Genomic DNA, 16,358 nt, shown 5'->3' with positions numbered 1-16,358 from the left:
TTATTTTGACAAGGGAAGCTGTATCGTTACAACAGTTCCTTCCTCAATCTGTGATGTTATTTCTATATCTCCATTGTGTGCATGGACAATTTCTTTAACAATGGATAAGCCGAGTCCTGTCCCCCCAATTTTTCTGAGGTCGGAATTGTCAACCCGATAAAACTTAGTAAAGAGATGAGGAATCGCTTCTTTTGGAATTCCAATACCGTGGTCCCTTATTGTTACCTGTAACATCTCAACCTTAGAAGTGAGCGTAATATGGATTTTACCGCCATCAGGAGAATATTTAATGGCATTGCTCAGCAAGTTAGCCATTACCTGTGCCAGCTTCTCCCTGTCAGCTTCCACTTTCGTCTGTTCCGTCTTTATTTCAAGAAGTATTGGATGTGTATTTGCGTTGTTGTGGAAAATCTCTCTTACTTCCTGAATAATATCCACTATATCTTCAGTTCTTTTGCGATAAATTTGCTTCCCTGCTTCCATTTTCTGTACATCCAAAAAGTCATTTATTAACGCTGTCAGACGTTTTGCTTCCTGATAGATTGTTTTCAGGTAGGTTTTTTTCCGTTCTTCTGATAACTCTTTGTAGATCATTCTTTCTGTAAAGCCTAGAACACTAGCTAATGGCGTTCGTAGCTCATGACTTACGGTACTAACAAACTCCGATTTCACCCTATCTACTTCATATTCTTTTGTCATATCACGGAATACCAAAATGTAGCCATAGGAAAGGTCTTGTCGTGAGACTTTTTCCTTATACATTTTAAAGACACATCTCTCATGCCTCTGATACAACTCAAATATTAAGGCATCATCAGCAGATTCATTCTCACTAAAAGTAGTGAGTAGATCTGTTCTCAGTTTTTCTTTGTCGACTGCCATTTCAACCAGGACCGTTGTCCATTCTTCAAAAGATAATTGCAACAATCGATTAGGCGTTGGAAAGTTCAATAAGGAACTCATTTTGGTGTTGGCCTGAAGTACACTACCCCTTTCATCCACTAGTAGGACACCCTCCTGTATGGTGTTTAAAATATCCTGGTAAAAGAGGCGATTCTCTTCCGAATCCTCATACAAATCGACTTTTTCCCAAGCCATACTGACCTGCATGGCTAGTGCTTCCCCTGTTTTTATTTCCGTTTCAGAAAATGGCGCATCATATCTTGTGAACTGCATGTAAGCAGACATTATACCATTAGATGAAAGGACAGGTATAAATAAATCAAAGGCTGCCATATCTTCAGAATGGTAGGTCGCCTCCATCCGACTGCATTTTCTATCAACCTTAAATGCTTTTTGGACATCCACTAATTGTTGGAGGAATACATTATTCTCTTCTGACTGTAACTGCTCTACCGCCTTCTTTGACAGACCAATAGAAGCAGCTGTTCTTTTATCATCAAGCATCATCATAATGCCTACATTTGCCCCTAATACTTTCCCCATATTTCGGACAACACTTTCTAAGAGTCGTTCTCTGCTTAACGTCTCTGCCATATCATGAATAAACTTATTCCTTACCTCAAGTTGCTCATTACTCACTTCAATTATCGAAAGATTTTCTTCCAATTGTACTTGCTGTGCATGAAGTTCGTCCTGCTGTGCAAGTAGTTCTTCATTTTGCGCAATCAACTCTTCTTCTTTGTATTGTAACGTATTAACCATTTTATGGAGCGCATTAGATAATACACCTATCTCATCCGAGCTTTTCTGATAAGATGGCAGCACTGTTAGTTTTCCATTAGTTATGTCATCTGCAGCCTTTGAAAGTTCCCGCAACGGTCTTCCCACCTGTTTAATAAGCACCCACGTTATGGTGAAAAGCAAGGAAATCACAAGCAGAAAATACAAAGAAAACAAAAGCTGACTGGCTTGAATTTTATCTGACATCAGATCCACATTGTCTTCTATCTCCCCGTCTACTTCATACCGGTAATCTTTCATATAATCCATAAAATCTAAAATATCATCGGATATACCCTGGGTGAACAGATAGTCCTCAAGCTCATTCATATTCCCTCGTTCATATAAATCCTCAATTTTCGGAAGATATATAGAAAAATAGAAGGTATGAAAATCTGTTACTTTATCCACAAACTGTTCGTCTTTCACGTCTTCCGCTATTTCCGCAAGACTATCAATATCACTTTCAATGTTAAATTCATACCCTTTTGCATCCTGTAACATCTCTCGGTTGGAAAATGCGACATACCCGCGATACTTCTGGAATGAACTATTTATGTTATCGTCAATGTCTTGTATTAGCTCCTCCTTAGATTCAAGCACTTCATTCCTTTCCTTAAACTCTTGAGATAAGGAGTACTCATATACCAACAGTGCTATAATCCCAGTGACTAAAACTAGAAAAAAGATTCCATTAATCGTTAAAAATTTCGTAGATATACTATCTTTCCACTTCATTTAGCAATGCCTCTACTCTTTCTGCCAGCTCCATTGGACTGAACGGCTTGGACATAAATCCTGAAGCTCCCGAGGCAAGGACCGCATCACGAACGGACTTTTGACTTTTTGCTGTAAGCATTAGGACAGGTGGAATATGGTTAAGTCCCATTGTTTTCATCTTTGTTAGTACCTCTAAGCCTGTGTATACAGGCATCATATAATCGAGGATAACCAGATCAAAACTTTTCCCTGCTTCCAAAATATCCACCGCTTCTTTCCCGCTGCATGCCTCCACAACATGGTGGCCTTCATCTTCCAGTGTATCTGTTATGAGCATGCGAAGAACACTTTCGTCCTCAGCAAGTAATATATTTGCCATCTTTGACTCCTCCATTTATCATTAAATACCAGATCATTGAGATACCCCTTTTCGTTGCATTTCTCCCCAACCTCTCTTCTTCCTTAATACATCCAAGATGCCTTGGCACCTCCAGATTATGGTTAAAGGTCTGTACCAGAAGGTTTCTGTAAGGGAATAGAAGAATAAAACAACAATATGCCTTGCTTTAGGGTATCGTTTTAGACTCCACTCTTCCATTAAAACGGCCAACATGGAATAGATAGAACCATAGATAACAAAAAGCAAGAATAGGAGCAGCGCTATTTCTTCATTCATACCACCAAGGAAAAAAGAGAGGATTATATATAAATAACCTGTTAATTCCACAACTGGCCCAAGAAACTCTATTAAGATGAAATATGGCATGGATATCATACCAATAGATCCATATTTAGGATTGAATGCCATAGAGCGATGCATCCACAAACTTTCAAATAGACCCCTGTGCCATCTATTCCGCTGTCTTTTTAAGAATGTCATTTCTTCTGGAGCTTCTGTCCAGCATACAGGATCTGCAACGTAGACAATTTTCTTGTTTGACTTCTTTTCCTTTATAAATCGGTGCAACCTTACGACTAATTCCATATCTTCTCCGACGGTATGAGAATAGCCCCCTGCATCTGTTACCCATTTTTTAGAAAAGACCCCAAAGGCACCTGATACAATCAATAAAAGATTATGTTTGCTTAACCCGATCCTGCCAACTAAAAATGCGCGCAAATATTCAATAACCTGCATGATGACCAGTGGATTGGAGGAAAGGCCCACCTTCATTATAGATCCGTTTTCGATAGCAGAACCGTTAGCGATTCTTACACTTCCACCTGTGGCAATGACCTCTCCATCGGAATCTATGATAGGCTTCATCACTTTTAAGAAGGCGTCCCTCTCCAGGATAGAATCTCCGTCCACTGAACAGAAATATGGATAGGTGCATACGTTAATTCCAACGTTTAATGCATCCGATTTCCCACCATTCTCCTTATCTATCACATATAAATAATCATAGATAGAAGACTGATAGATACCTTTTACTTCTTTTGTCTTCAACTTTTGTTTCACTATTTTCTTTATTTTTTTCAGTTGAAATTCCTCTATGAGCTTTTCCATCGTATCATCTTTAGAACCATCATTAATCACAATGATTTCATACTGTGGGTATTCTATACTAAGTAAGGATCGAACAGATGGAACAATCCCAAGTGATTCATTATAGGCCGGCACCAATATAGATAGCGGTTTAGAATAACTTACATCCAATAGGTCCTCATACGGCTCTGTATTGTCCAGCTGATAGTTCTTCCTAACTTGGAACAGGGAAACCAGCAACATGAAGAGATAAAAAAGAATGACAAATCCCATATAAGCAATAACAAACCAACCAATTCCCTGTAATAACAAATAAACAAAATTATCGTCCACGGATTTGCCCTCCTCTCTGTAACCATTCATCCGCCATGTCTCTTGCAAAGCGGTCTTCTGAAGTTTCAAGGACTTGATAGAGAAGGTCTGCTCCACCTTTAATGGATAAGATGGATTTGGCAGCGTTATTTCTGACATCATAATGTGTGTCACTTAAAAGCTCTGTCAAAATAAGAAGGCTCTCCCTATGGTTGGTCCTGCCAAGCAATTTACTGAGCATTAACCGCTCTTCCCATGAGCTCTCTTTGAAATCTACATGTTCCATCCATTCCATAATCTTTGAATATCCTAATTCGTTCATTGCTTTTAGAATTCTGATTTTCTTTTCCCCAGAAGAAATCCTTAGTAGGTTCTCGAGAAAGGGAAAAAATTCCCTTTTCCCCTCAATTCCTATCATATCTAGCACTGGAAGTTGAATGTATTCAGGGAAGTCATCAAAGTTTGTAACCATCACCTGAAACTGACTCTCTGTCATTACCCCCAATAAAGATCTGTACATAAATTCTGAAAGACGCCACTTTGGTTCTTTAAGTAATTCTCCCCAGTGATTTGTTTGAAATCGCACTAAGATTTTTAATAATTGTCTTCTTTCCTCTTGAGTAAGACTTCTCTTTTCATAAATATTAAGGAGGTAAGGCACCATGCTCTTTAGATGAAAATCCTCAATTGCATACAGACTATTCATCCTTATGCTCCAACGACGATGAATAAGGTTTCGCTTATACTTCTCCATAAAATGAGTGTTTGCAAAAAGGGTAATTCGCTCCTGCACCTCATCCCCTTGGACTACATCTGCAAAATCGCTAAACAGTTCTTCCATAGCTTTCCACTGTTTTCCTTTCCAATCCTGTTCCAGAATGTCTTGGTTTTGCCTGTATAAGTATTCAAAAACTTTAGCCCTTAATTCTTCTTTATGTTGGTCAATTTTTTGACGGTGGTTGTTCTGTATCAATTTGGTGACAAGCATATATATAAATAAAATCGAGAGCAAAATAAAAAAAGAGAAAATGATAACCAGCACGATAGATACAAGGCTATTAATCAACATCACATCCCCCGCTTTATCAGGTGCTGAAGCCTTGCTTCCACCTCAAGGAGCTTAAAAGGTTTTGTCACATAATCATCCGCACCAAGCTGCAACGCTTTTTGTATGTCCCTTTCGCTTTTCCTTGAAGTTAACATCATTACTTTAAATTGGTCATGGCGTCTTTCCGAGCGAAGTCTCTGTAATACTTCCAATCCATCCATTTTTGGCATCATCCCGTCAAGAATGACCACATACCGATCCTCACTTAGTAGCCACTCAGAATGCAGAAAGCTTTTTCCATCTGGGAATGCCTTTATTTCAATAATCTTATTTACAGGTAGAGGAAGCTTACCTATCACTTCAGAAAGCATCATTCTTACAATTTCATCATCATCGACAATCGCTACCTTGACCTTCTGTGTAACAACTGCTTGGCCTCCTTCATATACTTTAATTCTTGCTTTTCCTTCCTTTTTCGCTTCATATAGAGCCTTGTCTGCTCGTTCCATTACTCTTTCCAATGCCAAGCTACCATCTGTTACCTGTACTACTCCACCGGAAAAGGAACACGTAAATGAAACTTGATCTGCATGAAAATTCAATTTCATAAACCCATTTAAAAGCCGTTCAACTAGCTTTTTTGCTTGTTCCATAGCCGTATTCGGCAGTAACATAGCAAACTCTTCTCCTCCATACCTGGCAAAAACATCACCAGATCGCATATTTCGTTTCATGAAGGATGCTAACTGCTTCAACACCTCGTCCCCAACCACATGACCATAAGTATCATTTACATGCTTAAAATAATCGAGATCAATGACTCCCACACTAAAGGGTTCTTTTATTCTTGTAAGAATCGATTGCTGTTTCGAAAAGGATGACTGGAAGTACTTTCGGTTATAAGCCTTTGTGAGCTCATCCATCAACAACAAATCGTCATATTGCTTTTTTCTCCCCACTTGCCTTGAAATCCTTACTTCCAACTCCTCTAAATCCAAAGGTTTGGACATAAAATCATCTGCTCCAGCACGGTATGCATTTAATCGGTTTTCCCTGGTTGGATTGTCACCAATCACCATAACTGGTGTCAATATTTGTTGACCGCTTGCTTGAAGTCTCTCCAACAATGGAATCCCTTTTTCATCTTTCAACCCCGCTTCCATAATCAGACAATCCGGTTTCACATCATAGAAAGTATCAATGGTCTTTTCAAAGTCTGTACTGACCAGTACATGGAAAGACTTTCTCTCCAGGTACTCTTTCCACTCTACAAGTAGAGCTGGATCACGATCTGCAATGAGGATCCTTGGTTGATCTTTTGTTTGTTCTGTAGTAGCCCCTATCTTATTGCAATAGTCGATAACTTCCTGCAAAAAGGATCGGCATTCTTCCAACTGCCACGTACTCTTTTCAATCACGCTTACCTTTTCATATAGCGCTTCTGTTAAATCTCCCAGCTCATCCAGCCCGACTGTCCTAGCTGTTCCTTTTATAGAGTGAACAAACCGATATACTTCTTCATGGGTAATATCGCTAGCCTGAACTTCCCACTGATCTATTTGATGTAAAATAGTAGCAATTAACTTCGTTTTATATTTATCCAACACAGCACAACCTTTCGATGATACAAGACAACCTAGAAAATCAGCCTCTGAATTCCATATTATATTTTAATTATAAAGATGAATGATTATGGTGTCATGGATATATTTTCAATCATGATTACAACATTTGGCACTCTTTATAACCATTACATACTGCAATCAAAAGAAAACCCCACTCCATCAGATGAGTGGGGCCTTATATTTGTGATAACAATGCCTTTATTTACGTATGAATCTAACAACACTCTCCACATGAGCGGTTTGAGGGAACATATCCACAGGTTGGATCCAGTCCACTTTGTACTTTTTACTAAGGAACTGAATGTCTTTGGCAAGTGTGGATGGATTACAGGATACGTAGACAAAATTCTTTGGTTCTACGTCAAGAACGGTCTTCATGAATGTTTCGTCCAGGCCTGTACGTGGAGGATCCACCACGATACTATCCGGCCTCCAACCTTCTTTTACCCATCTTGGCAGCCATTTCTCTGCTTTACCTGCAACATATTTCATATTGGAGTAGCCATGGCGTTTAGCGTTTTCCTTTGCGTCCTCGATCGATTCTGCAATGGTATCCATACCGCGAACCTCTCCTGCACCTTCTGCTAGCCAAAGTCCAATCGTTCCGACACCACAATAAGCGTCTACTACTTTCTCTTTACCTGTCAGTTGTGCCGCTTCTTTCACCAAATCATACAACTTAACTGTCTGTACAGGGTTGAGCTGGAAGAATGCGCGTGCGCTAAGCTCAAACGATACATCCCCAAGCGTTTCCTGTATTACTTTTTCTCCACTTAAATGAATCGTTTCTTCTCCAAAAATAAGGGAGGTTTTTCTGCCGTTTATGTTTTGCATAATGCTCTTCACTTTTGGCAATCGTTTTTGAATTTCCTCTACTACTAACTGTTTGCGAGGCAATTTTTCATCGGTCGTAATCAATACCACTTGAATTTCTCCTGTGGAAAAACCGACTCTTGTCATAATGGTGCGAACAGAAGGCTGTCCCTTTTTCTCACTTTGGACCGGTATATTAAAATCTTGCAGAATTTTTTTGACCGTGTTGGTCACTTCTGTTGTAGCACTGTGCTGGACGATACAATTATCAATATCAATCAGCTTGTGCGAGTTTGCTCCGTATAGACCTGCAATTACTTTTTCTTTTTGCTTGCCAACTTGGAACTGGCTCTTATTCCGGTAATACCACGGATCTTCCATCCCGATGGTCGGCTTGATGTCGAGTTTGCTCACATTCAATTTTGTATGACGTTCTAAAGATTGAATGACTATGTCTCGTTTTAAAGCCAACTGCTGATCGTATTTTAGATGCTGCAGCTGACAGCCACCGCATTGCTCATAAATCGGACATGGCGGGGAGGTGCGGTGCGGAGATTTGCTTCTGATTTTCTTTATTTTCGCTTCCGCAAATTTGTTTTTAACATCCGTCACTTCCGCTACTACCACTTCTTCTGGCAATGCACCAGGAACAAATACAACTTGCTTTTTAAAATAACCCACACCTTCTCCGTTGATTCCAAGACGCTTTATCGTTAGCGGAAAAGTTTGTCCTACTCTCATATCCACATTGGATTGTTGCTTGTTATATGGTTTCTTTGTTTTCATTTCACTAACTCCTCAGCTTGCGGTTCGATGCTTCTCCAAAGGTAAAGGGATGCGTAGCTTAAATATGGTTCCCAGTCCTTGCTCCACTCCTGCATTTGCAGGACCGTTGGTTTTTGGTCGAGTCCATTTAGTTTTTTCAGGGCATTTTGGATGCCGATATCAGCTATAGGGAATAGATTCGGTCTGCCAAGTCCAAAAAGAAGCAGATTTTGGACAGTCCAAGGTCCGATTCCTCTTACTTTAATAAGCTTTTTCAGAATTTCTTCATCTGACATTTTGTCCAAGCTGTTTAGGGCCAAGTCGCCGTTTGCAATCAATTTGGATGTATCTATAATATATTCCGCTTTGCGGCGGCTCATTTTTAACTCTGTGATTTGTTCGTAATCCAGCTTGGCTACTTCGTGAGGCTTTGGATAGAACCAAACTCCTTCTTTTTCAAAACCGAATGTGTGCACGAACCTCTCTGTTAACGTATGCGCAAATTTCATGTTGACCTGTTGGTGGATAATGCATTTCATTAGGCAATGGTACAGGTCAAAATCCAACACGAGCGGCGTTCCTTCGTGCTCTTTGAAAATAGATGCGAGATCAGTATTGGCAAAGTGACTCCCGATCTCTTGAAGTGGCCTATCCCATTGGAAAATAGATGTTATATGTTGAACTTCTAAGTCTGTCAGAGTTGCAGAACTTGATAATTGAAAGCTAGGCTCCTGCTTTGTCCCTGTCGCCTGTACTTTTACAACAATCGGTGATTCCTCCTGGTACATCGGTACTTTAACAAAACGTTCCTTATGATTAATGACCATTAGAGGATCAATGGATAGCCGCTGCAACACTCTGTCAAAATCATATGGTCCATTTATCTTAATCCTAGCCAATCTCCCCACCGCCCTTTATTTGCTTTCCCAATTATAACGGCTTTCTGGCGTGTTGCCAAACAAAGGAGGTAATACGAAATACTAAATGACAAAAACATGCAGAAAACTCCTTTGCATTTTTGCAAGGGAGTCAGTTTTCTTGTATAAGCAATATAGGATTGGGAATAGTATGTTGTGCAGCAATTTCATCCAGGCTTTTAAATTCATAACCTTGTTTACGGAGGTCGTCAATGACCTTTTCCATCGCTTCTGCATTGTCTTTGGAGACAGTGTGCAGTAAAAGTATCGCTCCAGGATGTATTTGGGCCATGATATTGTCATAAGAATATTTCCAGCCTTTTTGCTGATCGGTGTACCAGTCAACATAAGCCAGGGACCAGAAGACGTGTTGATAGCCCATTTGGTTCGCAAGTGCCAATGAACGGTCACTGAACGTACCGCGCGGGGGCCTCATATATGTCATATTATCAAGTCCTGTGATGTTTTTGTACTCCTCTTTGATCATGTCGAGCTCTTTTTTGAAGCGAACATCGTTTACTTGTGTCATATCGGGATGATGCCAGCTGTGATTGCCGACAATATGGCCTTCACTGACCATTCGTTTGACCAAGTCAGGTTGATCCTTCAGGTAATACCCTGTAACGAAAAAAGCGGCGGGTACTTTCTTCTTTTTCAGAACGTCCAATACTTTCTCGGTGTAGCCATTTTCATAGCCATTATCAAAGGTAAGATATATCTCCTTTTTACTTGTATCTCCAAGATAAAAAGCATCATGTTTCTTTAAAAGTTCATTGTATTTTTGACCGGCATCAGGCGGCTCGTGGTTTTGACTCTTTTTGAACCCCCAATGCAAGGTTGTAGTGGAATAGGTATCCGCTTGGCTTAAATGCGGAATGACGAAAAGTGCAACAACAGTTATGGTTAGGATATTTAGTAATTTTCGCATGATATGGTGGCTCCTCCCTTCCATGATTTCTAGCTACTATTATGTTTCGTCTGGAATGAGGGATTGATACCGTGTATTGTTTTCCAATTGAAGGCTACATTGAACTTACTGTCGGAAAAGGAGGGAATACTGTCCAAGTGCAGGCAAATACAAGCGGAAAACCATGAAATACAAGCGGAATTATGCCAAATACTGTCCGAAACAAGAGCAATACATGCCAATCGACATTTACCGGGAAATAATGACACGACCACCCTCAATCGGCTTCCGTCCCTAAAATCAAAAAAGTTCGGCAACCATTTGGTCACCGAACCGTCGATTCTAAAAAATCAGTTAAACACTCTATCTTTAAACTGCGCAAGCTTCTCTAAAGAAGACTTCTCCACATCCGCATGCAAGCTGTTACCATGCGAATCCATGGTTACTACCGCTGTAAAACCTTCCACGTTCAAATGCCACATTGCTTCTGGAATACCAAATTCCATTAAATCCACACCGTCGACACCCTTGATACAGTCCGCATAGTACTGCGCCGCTCCACCGATTGCATTTAAGTAAACACCGCCGTGTTCTTCCAATGCCTTCAGCGTTTTCGCACCCATTCCACCTTTACCCATGACCGCGCGGATACCGAAGCGCTTCATGATATCACCTTGGTAAGGCTCCTCGCGAATACTTGTCGTCGGGCCTGCTGCTTTTACATGCCAGTTTCCTTCATCATCCTTCAGCATTACCGGTCCACAATGGTAAATGATTTGGCCGTCCAAATCAACTGGTGAATCATTGTCGCTTAAGTGCTTGTGGATCGCGTCACGGCCTGTATACATTCTGCCGTTGATGCGCACCACGTCACCTACTTTTAACGAACGAATTTTCTCTTCTGTAATTGGCGCTTCCAGAACGATTTCATTGGCTTCAGATGTTGCAGCCACTTCCTCTTGCTCTGCCAGCTCCTTGGAGAAGTCAATCATTTCACCTTCTTGGTATAACCACTCGTTGATTTCGCCTGTTTCCGGACTGATTTTCACTCCCAGACGGCGATACGCCCAACAGTTGTACGCAACAGACACGAAGAAACTTGCTGGGATACGGTGCCCGACACCGACTTTACAGCCTAGCAATGTCGTTTCACCGCCAAAGCCCATTGTCCCAATCCCAAGCTTATTGGCATTTTCCATCACATACTCTTCCAGCTCTTTCAATTCAGGTACTGTATTTTCATCTTCAAGGTTGCGGAACAGCTGTTCTTTCGCTAGCTCATAGCCGGAAGTACGGTCTCCACCGATTCCCACACCGATAACGCCGGCGCTACAGCCCTGTCCTTGTGCCTGATACACAGAATGCATGACACATTTGCGGATTCCATCCAGGTCACGGCCCGCACGGCCAAGTCCCTCAAGTTCACAAGGCAAACTATACTGGATATTCTTATTTTCACAGCCGCCACCTTTTAAAATAAGGCGCGCATCAATGTAATCTTTTTCCCACTGCTCGAACTTAATGACAGGCACACCATCGCCAAGGTTGTCCCCACTGTTGGCACCAGTTAAAGAGTCTACGGAGTTCGGTCGCAGCTTCCCGTCTTTGGTTGCTTGTATAATCGCTTCTTTAATTACCTTTTTAATTTCCAGCTGGTTTACGCCAACCGGTGTTTTTATTTTAAAAGTCGGCAGTCCTGTGTCCTGACAAATTGGAGACACATTTTCATCCGCCATCGTGATATTATTGGTGATTGTCGCTAGTGACATTGCTGCACGTGTTCCTGCACTTTCGCTAAGCTTTGCTTTAGCGATGGCACGGCGCACATCTTTGGGCAGCTTTGTAGAGGTTTCTACAATCAAGTCATACATGCTCTCATATAATTTATTCATCTCTAACTCCCTCTCCTATCCCCAGTTGAAAAGTTATCTACGTTTCTTTTATTCAACCTTCATTATACTTGTTCTAATTAGAAGGTTAAAGCACTTTGTAACCGATTCCACCAAAACCCTCAACCGAATTGGATTTTTGTGGTAAAGTAAAGAAAGAAACAGTCGAGATGGGAGAAATCAATATGGCACAGATTACACTTTTACCAGCAAGACTAGAAGATGCAGAACAATTGACTTTGTTGATGAAAAGGACCTTTGATGAGGAAGCTCTTCACTGGCTGGGCTCACTGGATTCGCATTTCGCCGACTATAATATCCAACCGCCAGGATATGACTCGGTTCATACTACACGCTATATGATGGAAGAGCTTGTTTATTACAAAATAATGCTTGAACAGCAACTTGTAGGCGGTGTTATTCTGACGGTGACAGGCAGCCGTTATGGTAGGATTGATCGAATTTTTATTGATCCTTCTTATCAAGGACAAGGGTTCGGTTCGGAAGTGATAAGTTTGGTGGAAAAAACCTATCCCACTGTCACAACTTGGGATTTGGAAACCTCCGGACGACAAAAAGGCAATCTTCATTTTTATGAAAAGATGGGATTTGAACGCACATTTGAAACAGAAGATGAGGTGAGTTACATCAAGCGTATTCGCGGTAATGAAACTGGTGCGGAAAATGAATTTGAATCCTGCAATTTGGAAGGTGCAACCTTTTATCAAACGAATTTAGCAAACAGCGCCTTCAGTAATAGCACATTAGCCGGTGCTCATTTCAGTAATATAAATTTAAACGGCTCTAAGTTTCAGAACATCAATTTTCGAGATACGGTGATTGCTGACTTGAATCTTTCTGGGAGCAGGGTAAAGCACGTTGAAATGAGTGGTGTAGAGTTTAGCGATACGTCTATTGAAAGGGCGCCTATAAGCTTTGAACGCTGTGAATTGATGGGGACGAGGTTTAACAACTGCAGGATGGGTGACGTGGAAATTATCGACTGCGACATTTCCGGGATGAAAATTGATGGGGTGTCTGTAGAAGAGTTGTTGGAGGTTTATAGGAAGGTGAAACAGTAGGAGGGATTGGTTGCAAATTAGGGAGTGAAGTGGTGAAGCGAAGTATGAAGACCTCTCTTCACGTTTTTTCAGCTCCAAGAGGGGCTTCATAACCTCTATCAAGACCTCTCTTCACGTTTTTTCAGCTCCAAGAGGGCTTCATAACCTCTATCAAGACCTCTCTTCACGTTTTTTTAGCTCCAAGAGGGCTTCATAACCTCTATCAAGACCTCTCTTCACAATTTTATCAGCCTAACAAGTTCTTACCAATCCTTCTTAAACTGATTATACTTTCCTTCTAAATCATCAAGCATCTGGATCAGGCGGTCAATGTCCTCAAGATCCGTTGATTCTGGATCTAATGAATCCACAACCTCCAAAAACATATTCAATCTATTTTTCAAGTAATCGACTTGGGAATCTTTGTTTTCTGTTGCTTTGCCCATTATAATCGCACCTTTCTGTTATTCCTGTAAGTTTTTCTCTATACTACCGCACTAAAACTCTTCAGGCAACCTTCGTATGAAATTTTCCGGTCTGCATCTCTTTAAATCATGATACAATGAAGGGTAAGGTTTTTAATAAAGGAGTTTACGATGAAGACAACTATACTACCACCCATTACCCCTTCCTATGACCCATGGGAAGCTTATTTAGATGTAAAAGAATACGGACAAATGGAACTGACAAACGTTGAGTTTACCACAACCACACTTTGTAACATGCGTTGTGAGCACTGTGCTGTTGGCTATACGTTACAACCAAAGGACCCGCAGGCACTGCCAATAGAATTGTTAATTCAACGTCTCGAAGAAATTCCGCGCCTTCGCTCCATCAGTATAACAGGCGGCGAACCGATGATGAGCATGAAGTCGGTGAACGATTACGTCGTGCCACTGTTAAAATATGCGCATGAACGCGGTGTGCGTACGCAAATCAATTCGAACTTAACATTAGATTTAGCCAGATATGAGAAAATCATTCCTTATTTGGATGTGCTACATATTTCTCATAACTGGGGCACAATGGATGACTTTGTTGAGGGTGGATTTGCGATGATGGATCGTAAACCGACGTATGAGCAGCGTGCGAAGTTTTTTGAACGTATGATTGAAAATTCCAAGGCGTTGACTGCAGCTGGCGTCATTGTGTCAGCTGAAACGATGCTGAACAAGCGGACGCTTCCTCATATCGAGCATATTCATAAGCAAATTGTCGAGGAGATGAATTGCCAAAGACATGAGGTGCACCCTATGTACCCTAGCGATTTCGCTAGTGGCATGGAGGTCCTTACACTTGATGAGATGCGTGATGGGATACATCGTCTGCTTGATATTCGTGATGAAAACACGTGGATGCTGTTTGGTACACTGCCGTTTTATCCTTGCAGTGATAATCCTGAAGACAGAGCATTACTTGAACGAGTGTATAAGGCAAAAAATGTGACTGTTCGAAATGACCCGGACGGCCGCTCTCGTTTGAATGTAAATATTTTTAACGGGGATATTATTGTCACGGATTTTGGTGACACGCCACCGCTTGGAAATATTCAAACGACAGATTTGCCAACCGCGTATGAAAAATGGAAAGGGACCTCCATTGCAAAAGAATTGGACTGCCATTGTCCGGCAGTTGCCTGTCTTGGACCTAACATATTAGTTAAAAATGCGTACTATCCAACCACGGATTTCACCGTACGTGAAACGAAGTTAACCAAATAAGCAAAAGCCTGGGACACTTAATCCCAGGCTTTCTTTTAGTCTGATATTCAAGTTGTTGGCACTCTTGCTTTAAGTCTTTTCCCTTTTAAGGCGCAATAAAATCCTAAACTGATCATCACAATTCCCATCAAGCTTGAACCCAAGATTAACGCCCCGTCCCATCCCCGCGAGCTTCCTGCCAACTGCCATGCTTGATATGGTACGAATAATAGTAGAAAAATAATCCCAATACCCCAAAGCAGTAATATGGCATGATGTTTATCTTCGTTTTCTATATAAGATGGCTTTTGCCTCAATTCGACTATGACCATTGTCCGAACAATACCTAACAAAACAAATAAACCTAAGACCAATAATACCAGGTGCATCATCGTATTGATGACCTCCTTTTTATTCTCACTTTTTAAGACGCTTGAAGGCGGAAAAAGTTTCGGTCTGCGGCTACTTTTCGTTCGACAAGGTAGTGGAAGTTCTGTAACCTTCTTTACCCAGCTTTAAAAAGAATTGAAACTGGTAAAATAAGCACAACTTTCAACAGAAAAACACCAGCCCTTCGAATTAGGCTGGTGTAAAACAAAAGTACTATCTTGGGCGATCAGATGCTGCAAAAATGAAACTCACATGGTCCTGAACCGGAATCCACGCCCCAATTCCTTGAGAGGTTACGTTTTTCACAACAATTTTCATTTCTTTCCCTTTTAACACTAGGTACACTTCTCCATAGGTAATTTTTCCTTTTTCACTTACAGCTGGGGAGTACGCGTACAGGTAGCCAAGCTTTTTCACCGGAATGTTATATACCTGATCCTTTTTCGTTCCGGCTCCCACAATGGTCTGGAAGGATAAAGGCAGCTTCGTTTTGGCCATCGCTTTTAACATCATCATTTCTTTTACATCATCAGCGGCCTCCACTTTTGAAGTCAGTCCGCCTTTGACACTCTTTTGTGCTTCCTGGCGATAATGCAGTTGTTGCGGAGTATTTCCCCCGCGGTTATCGGTATAGTTTGTATTGATCTTTTGGTATTCCCAATTCACACTCGTTTCTGTGGATTCGTAAGACAGAGGCCATTGTCCCAAGTAAATGGTGGCTCGATAGCCGATAGCCACTGGGGAAGGCGAGATATTTGATTCATTTAAAATTTTGATAAGCTTCGGGTTTTCAATTTTTACATTGGAAGAATCAATCAGTTCTTGAGATAGCTCACTCGGTTGCAGGTACGGGACGTCCTGAGATGGGTTTGGATATGTGTTGTCCTTAGAGATGTCTAGAACGGAGCTTGGTACCTCCAGTTTTTTATTATCAGCCTTCACCTTCGTTTCTTCAGCTTGAACACTGTTTAGTGTGAAACCAAATGCCATAAAGGCTGCCAAAATAATTTGAAGTATGCGCATGATGTGTATTACTCCC

The 16,358-nt window shown here is 41.1% G+C and carries 14 protein-coding genes; 2 read left to right on the top strand and 12 right to left on the bottom strand.

Annotation, left to right across the window (positions count from 1 at the left end; genetic code table 11):
• The 9 genes from LG307_RS04505 to LG307_RS04465 form a co-directional block, all read right to left on the bottom strand.
• Positions 1–2,421: an ATP-binding protein gene (locus LG307_RS04505; protein WP_404448523.1), complete on the bottom strand. Its 2,421-nt coding sequence runs from the start codon at positions 2,419–2,421 to the stop codon at positions 1–3.
• Positions 2,405–2,782, bottom strand: coding sequence for a response regulator transcription factor (locus LG307_RS04500; RefSeq protein ID WP_404448522.1), 378 nt, complete (start codon positions 2,780–2,782; stop codon positions 2,405–2,407). The genes LG307_RS04505 and LG307_RS04500 overlap by 17 nt, the downstream gene beginning before the upstream one ends.
• Before the next feature lie 33 nt (positions 2,783–2,815).
• A complete protein-coding gene (locus tag LG307_RS04495; RefSeq protein ID WP_404450376.1) occupies positions 2,816–4,165 on the bottom strand; it encodes a glycosyltransferase in 1,350 nt (449 codons plus the stop codon).
• Positions 4,166–4,214: 49 nt separating this feature from the next.
• Entirely contained in the window at positions 4,215–5,273 is a 1,059-nt protein-coding gene (locus tag LG307_RS04490) for a HEAT repeat domain-containing protein (RefSeq protein WP_404448520.1), read from the bottom strand.
• Positions 5,273–6,856, bottom strand: coding sequence for a diguanylate cyclase (locus LG307_RS04485; protein WP_404448518.1), 1,584 nt, complete (start codon positions 6,854–6,856; stop codon positions 5,273–5,275). The genes LG307_RS04490 and LG307_RS04485 overlap by 1 nt, the downstream gene beginning before the upstream one ends.
• A 219-nt stretch (positions 6,857–7,075) precedes the next feature.
• Positions 7,076–8,476, bottom strand: a complete 1,401-nt coding sequence (gene rlmD / locus LG307_RS04480; protein ID WP_404448516.1) for a 23S rRNA (uracil(1939)-C(5))-methyltransferase RlmD — start codon at positions 8,474–8,476, stop codon at positions 7,076–7,078.
• The gene (locus tag LG307_RS04475; protein ID WP_404448514.1) at positions 8,473–9,354 is read right to left on the bottom strand and encodes a DNA-3-methyladenine glycosylase family protein; all 882 of its coding nucleotides are present in this window, start codon (positions 9,352–9,354) and stop codon (positions 8,473–8,475) included. Before LG307_RS04475 ends, rlmD begins: the two co-directional genes overlap by 4 nt.
• Positions 9,355–9,484: 130 nt before the next feature.
• Entirely contained in the window at positions 9,485–10,300 is an 816-nt protein-coding gene (pdaA, locus tag LG307_RS04470; RefSeq protein ID WP_404448512.1) for a delta-lactam-biosynthetic de-N-acetylase, read from the bottom strand.
• 329 nt (positions 10,301–10,629) lie between these two features.
• Positions 10,630–12,171, bottom strand: coding sequence for a fumarate hydratase (locus tag LG307_RS04465; RefSeq protein WP_404448511.1), 1,542 nt, complete (start codon positions 12,169–12,171; stop codon positions 10,630–10,632).
• Between the two features lie 182 nt (positions 12,172–12,353).
• On the opposite strand from LG307_RS04465, the gene LG307_RS04460 reads away from it, so the two are divergent.
• Complete coding sequence (locus LG307_RS04460) at positions 12,354–13,250, top strand: GNAT family N-acetyltransferase (RefSeq protein WP_404448509.1); 897 nt, start codon at positions 12,354–12,356, stop codon at positions 13,248–13,250.
• 242 nt (positions 13,251–13,492) lie between these two features.
• Here LG307_RS04460 and LG307_RS04455 read toward each other — a convergent pair whose 3' ends face one another.
• Positions 13,493–13,675, bottom strand: coding sequence for an SE1561 family protein (locus LG307_RS04455; RefSeq protein ID WP_204415028.1), 183 nt, complete (start codon positions 13,673–13,675; stop codon positions 13,493–13,495).
• A 150-nt stretch (positions 13,676–13,825) separates the two neighbouring features.
• Between LG307_RS04455 and yfkAB the strand changes: the two genes are divergently transcribed.
• Entirely contained in the window at positions 13,826–14,950 is a 1,125-nt protein-coding gene (gene yfkAB / locus LG307_RS04450) for a radical SAM/CxCxxxxC motif protein YfkAB (protein WP_404448507.1), read from the top strand.
• A 47-nt stretch (positions 14,951–14,997) separates the two neighbouring features.
• On the opposite strand, the gene LG307_RS04445 is transcribed toward yfkAB, so the two are convergent.
• Together LG307_RS04445 and LG307_RS04440 are read right to left on the bottom strand one after the other, a co-directional pair.
• Positions 14,998–15,321 carry a hypothetical protein gene (locus LG307_RS04445; protein ID WP_404448505.1) on the bottom strand — a complete coding sequence of 108 codons (324 nt, stop codon included), beginning with the start codon at positions 15,319–15,321 and terminating at the stop codon, positions 14,998–15,000.
• A gap of 211 nt (positions 15,322–15,532) precedes the next feature.
• On the bottom strand, positions 15,533–16,342 hold the full coding sequence (locus LG307_RS04440; RefSeq protein WP_404448503.1) for a YfkD family protein: 810 nt from the start codon (positions 16,340–16,342) through the stop codon (positions 15,533–15,535).
• Positions 16,343–16,358: the final 16 nt, after the last annotated feature.

This window comes from Sutcliffiella horikoshii (genome assembly GCF_044809035.1).
In the GTDB taxonomy this organism is placed as follows: Bacteria; Bacillota; Bacilli; order Bacillales; family Bacillaceae_I; genus Sutcliffiella_A; species Sutcliffiella_A horikoshii_G.
The sequence above is the reverse complement of the archived record's forward strand: the minus strand, read 5'-3'. Positions and strand labels throughout refer to the sequence as shown.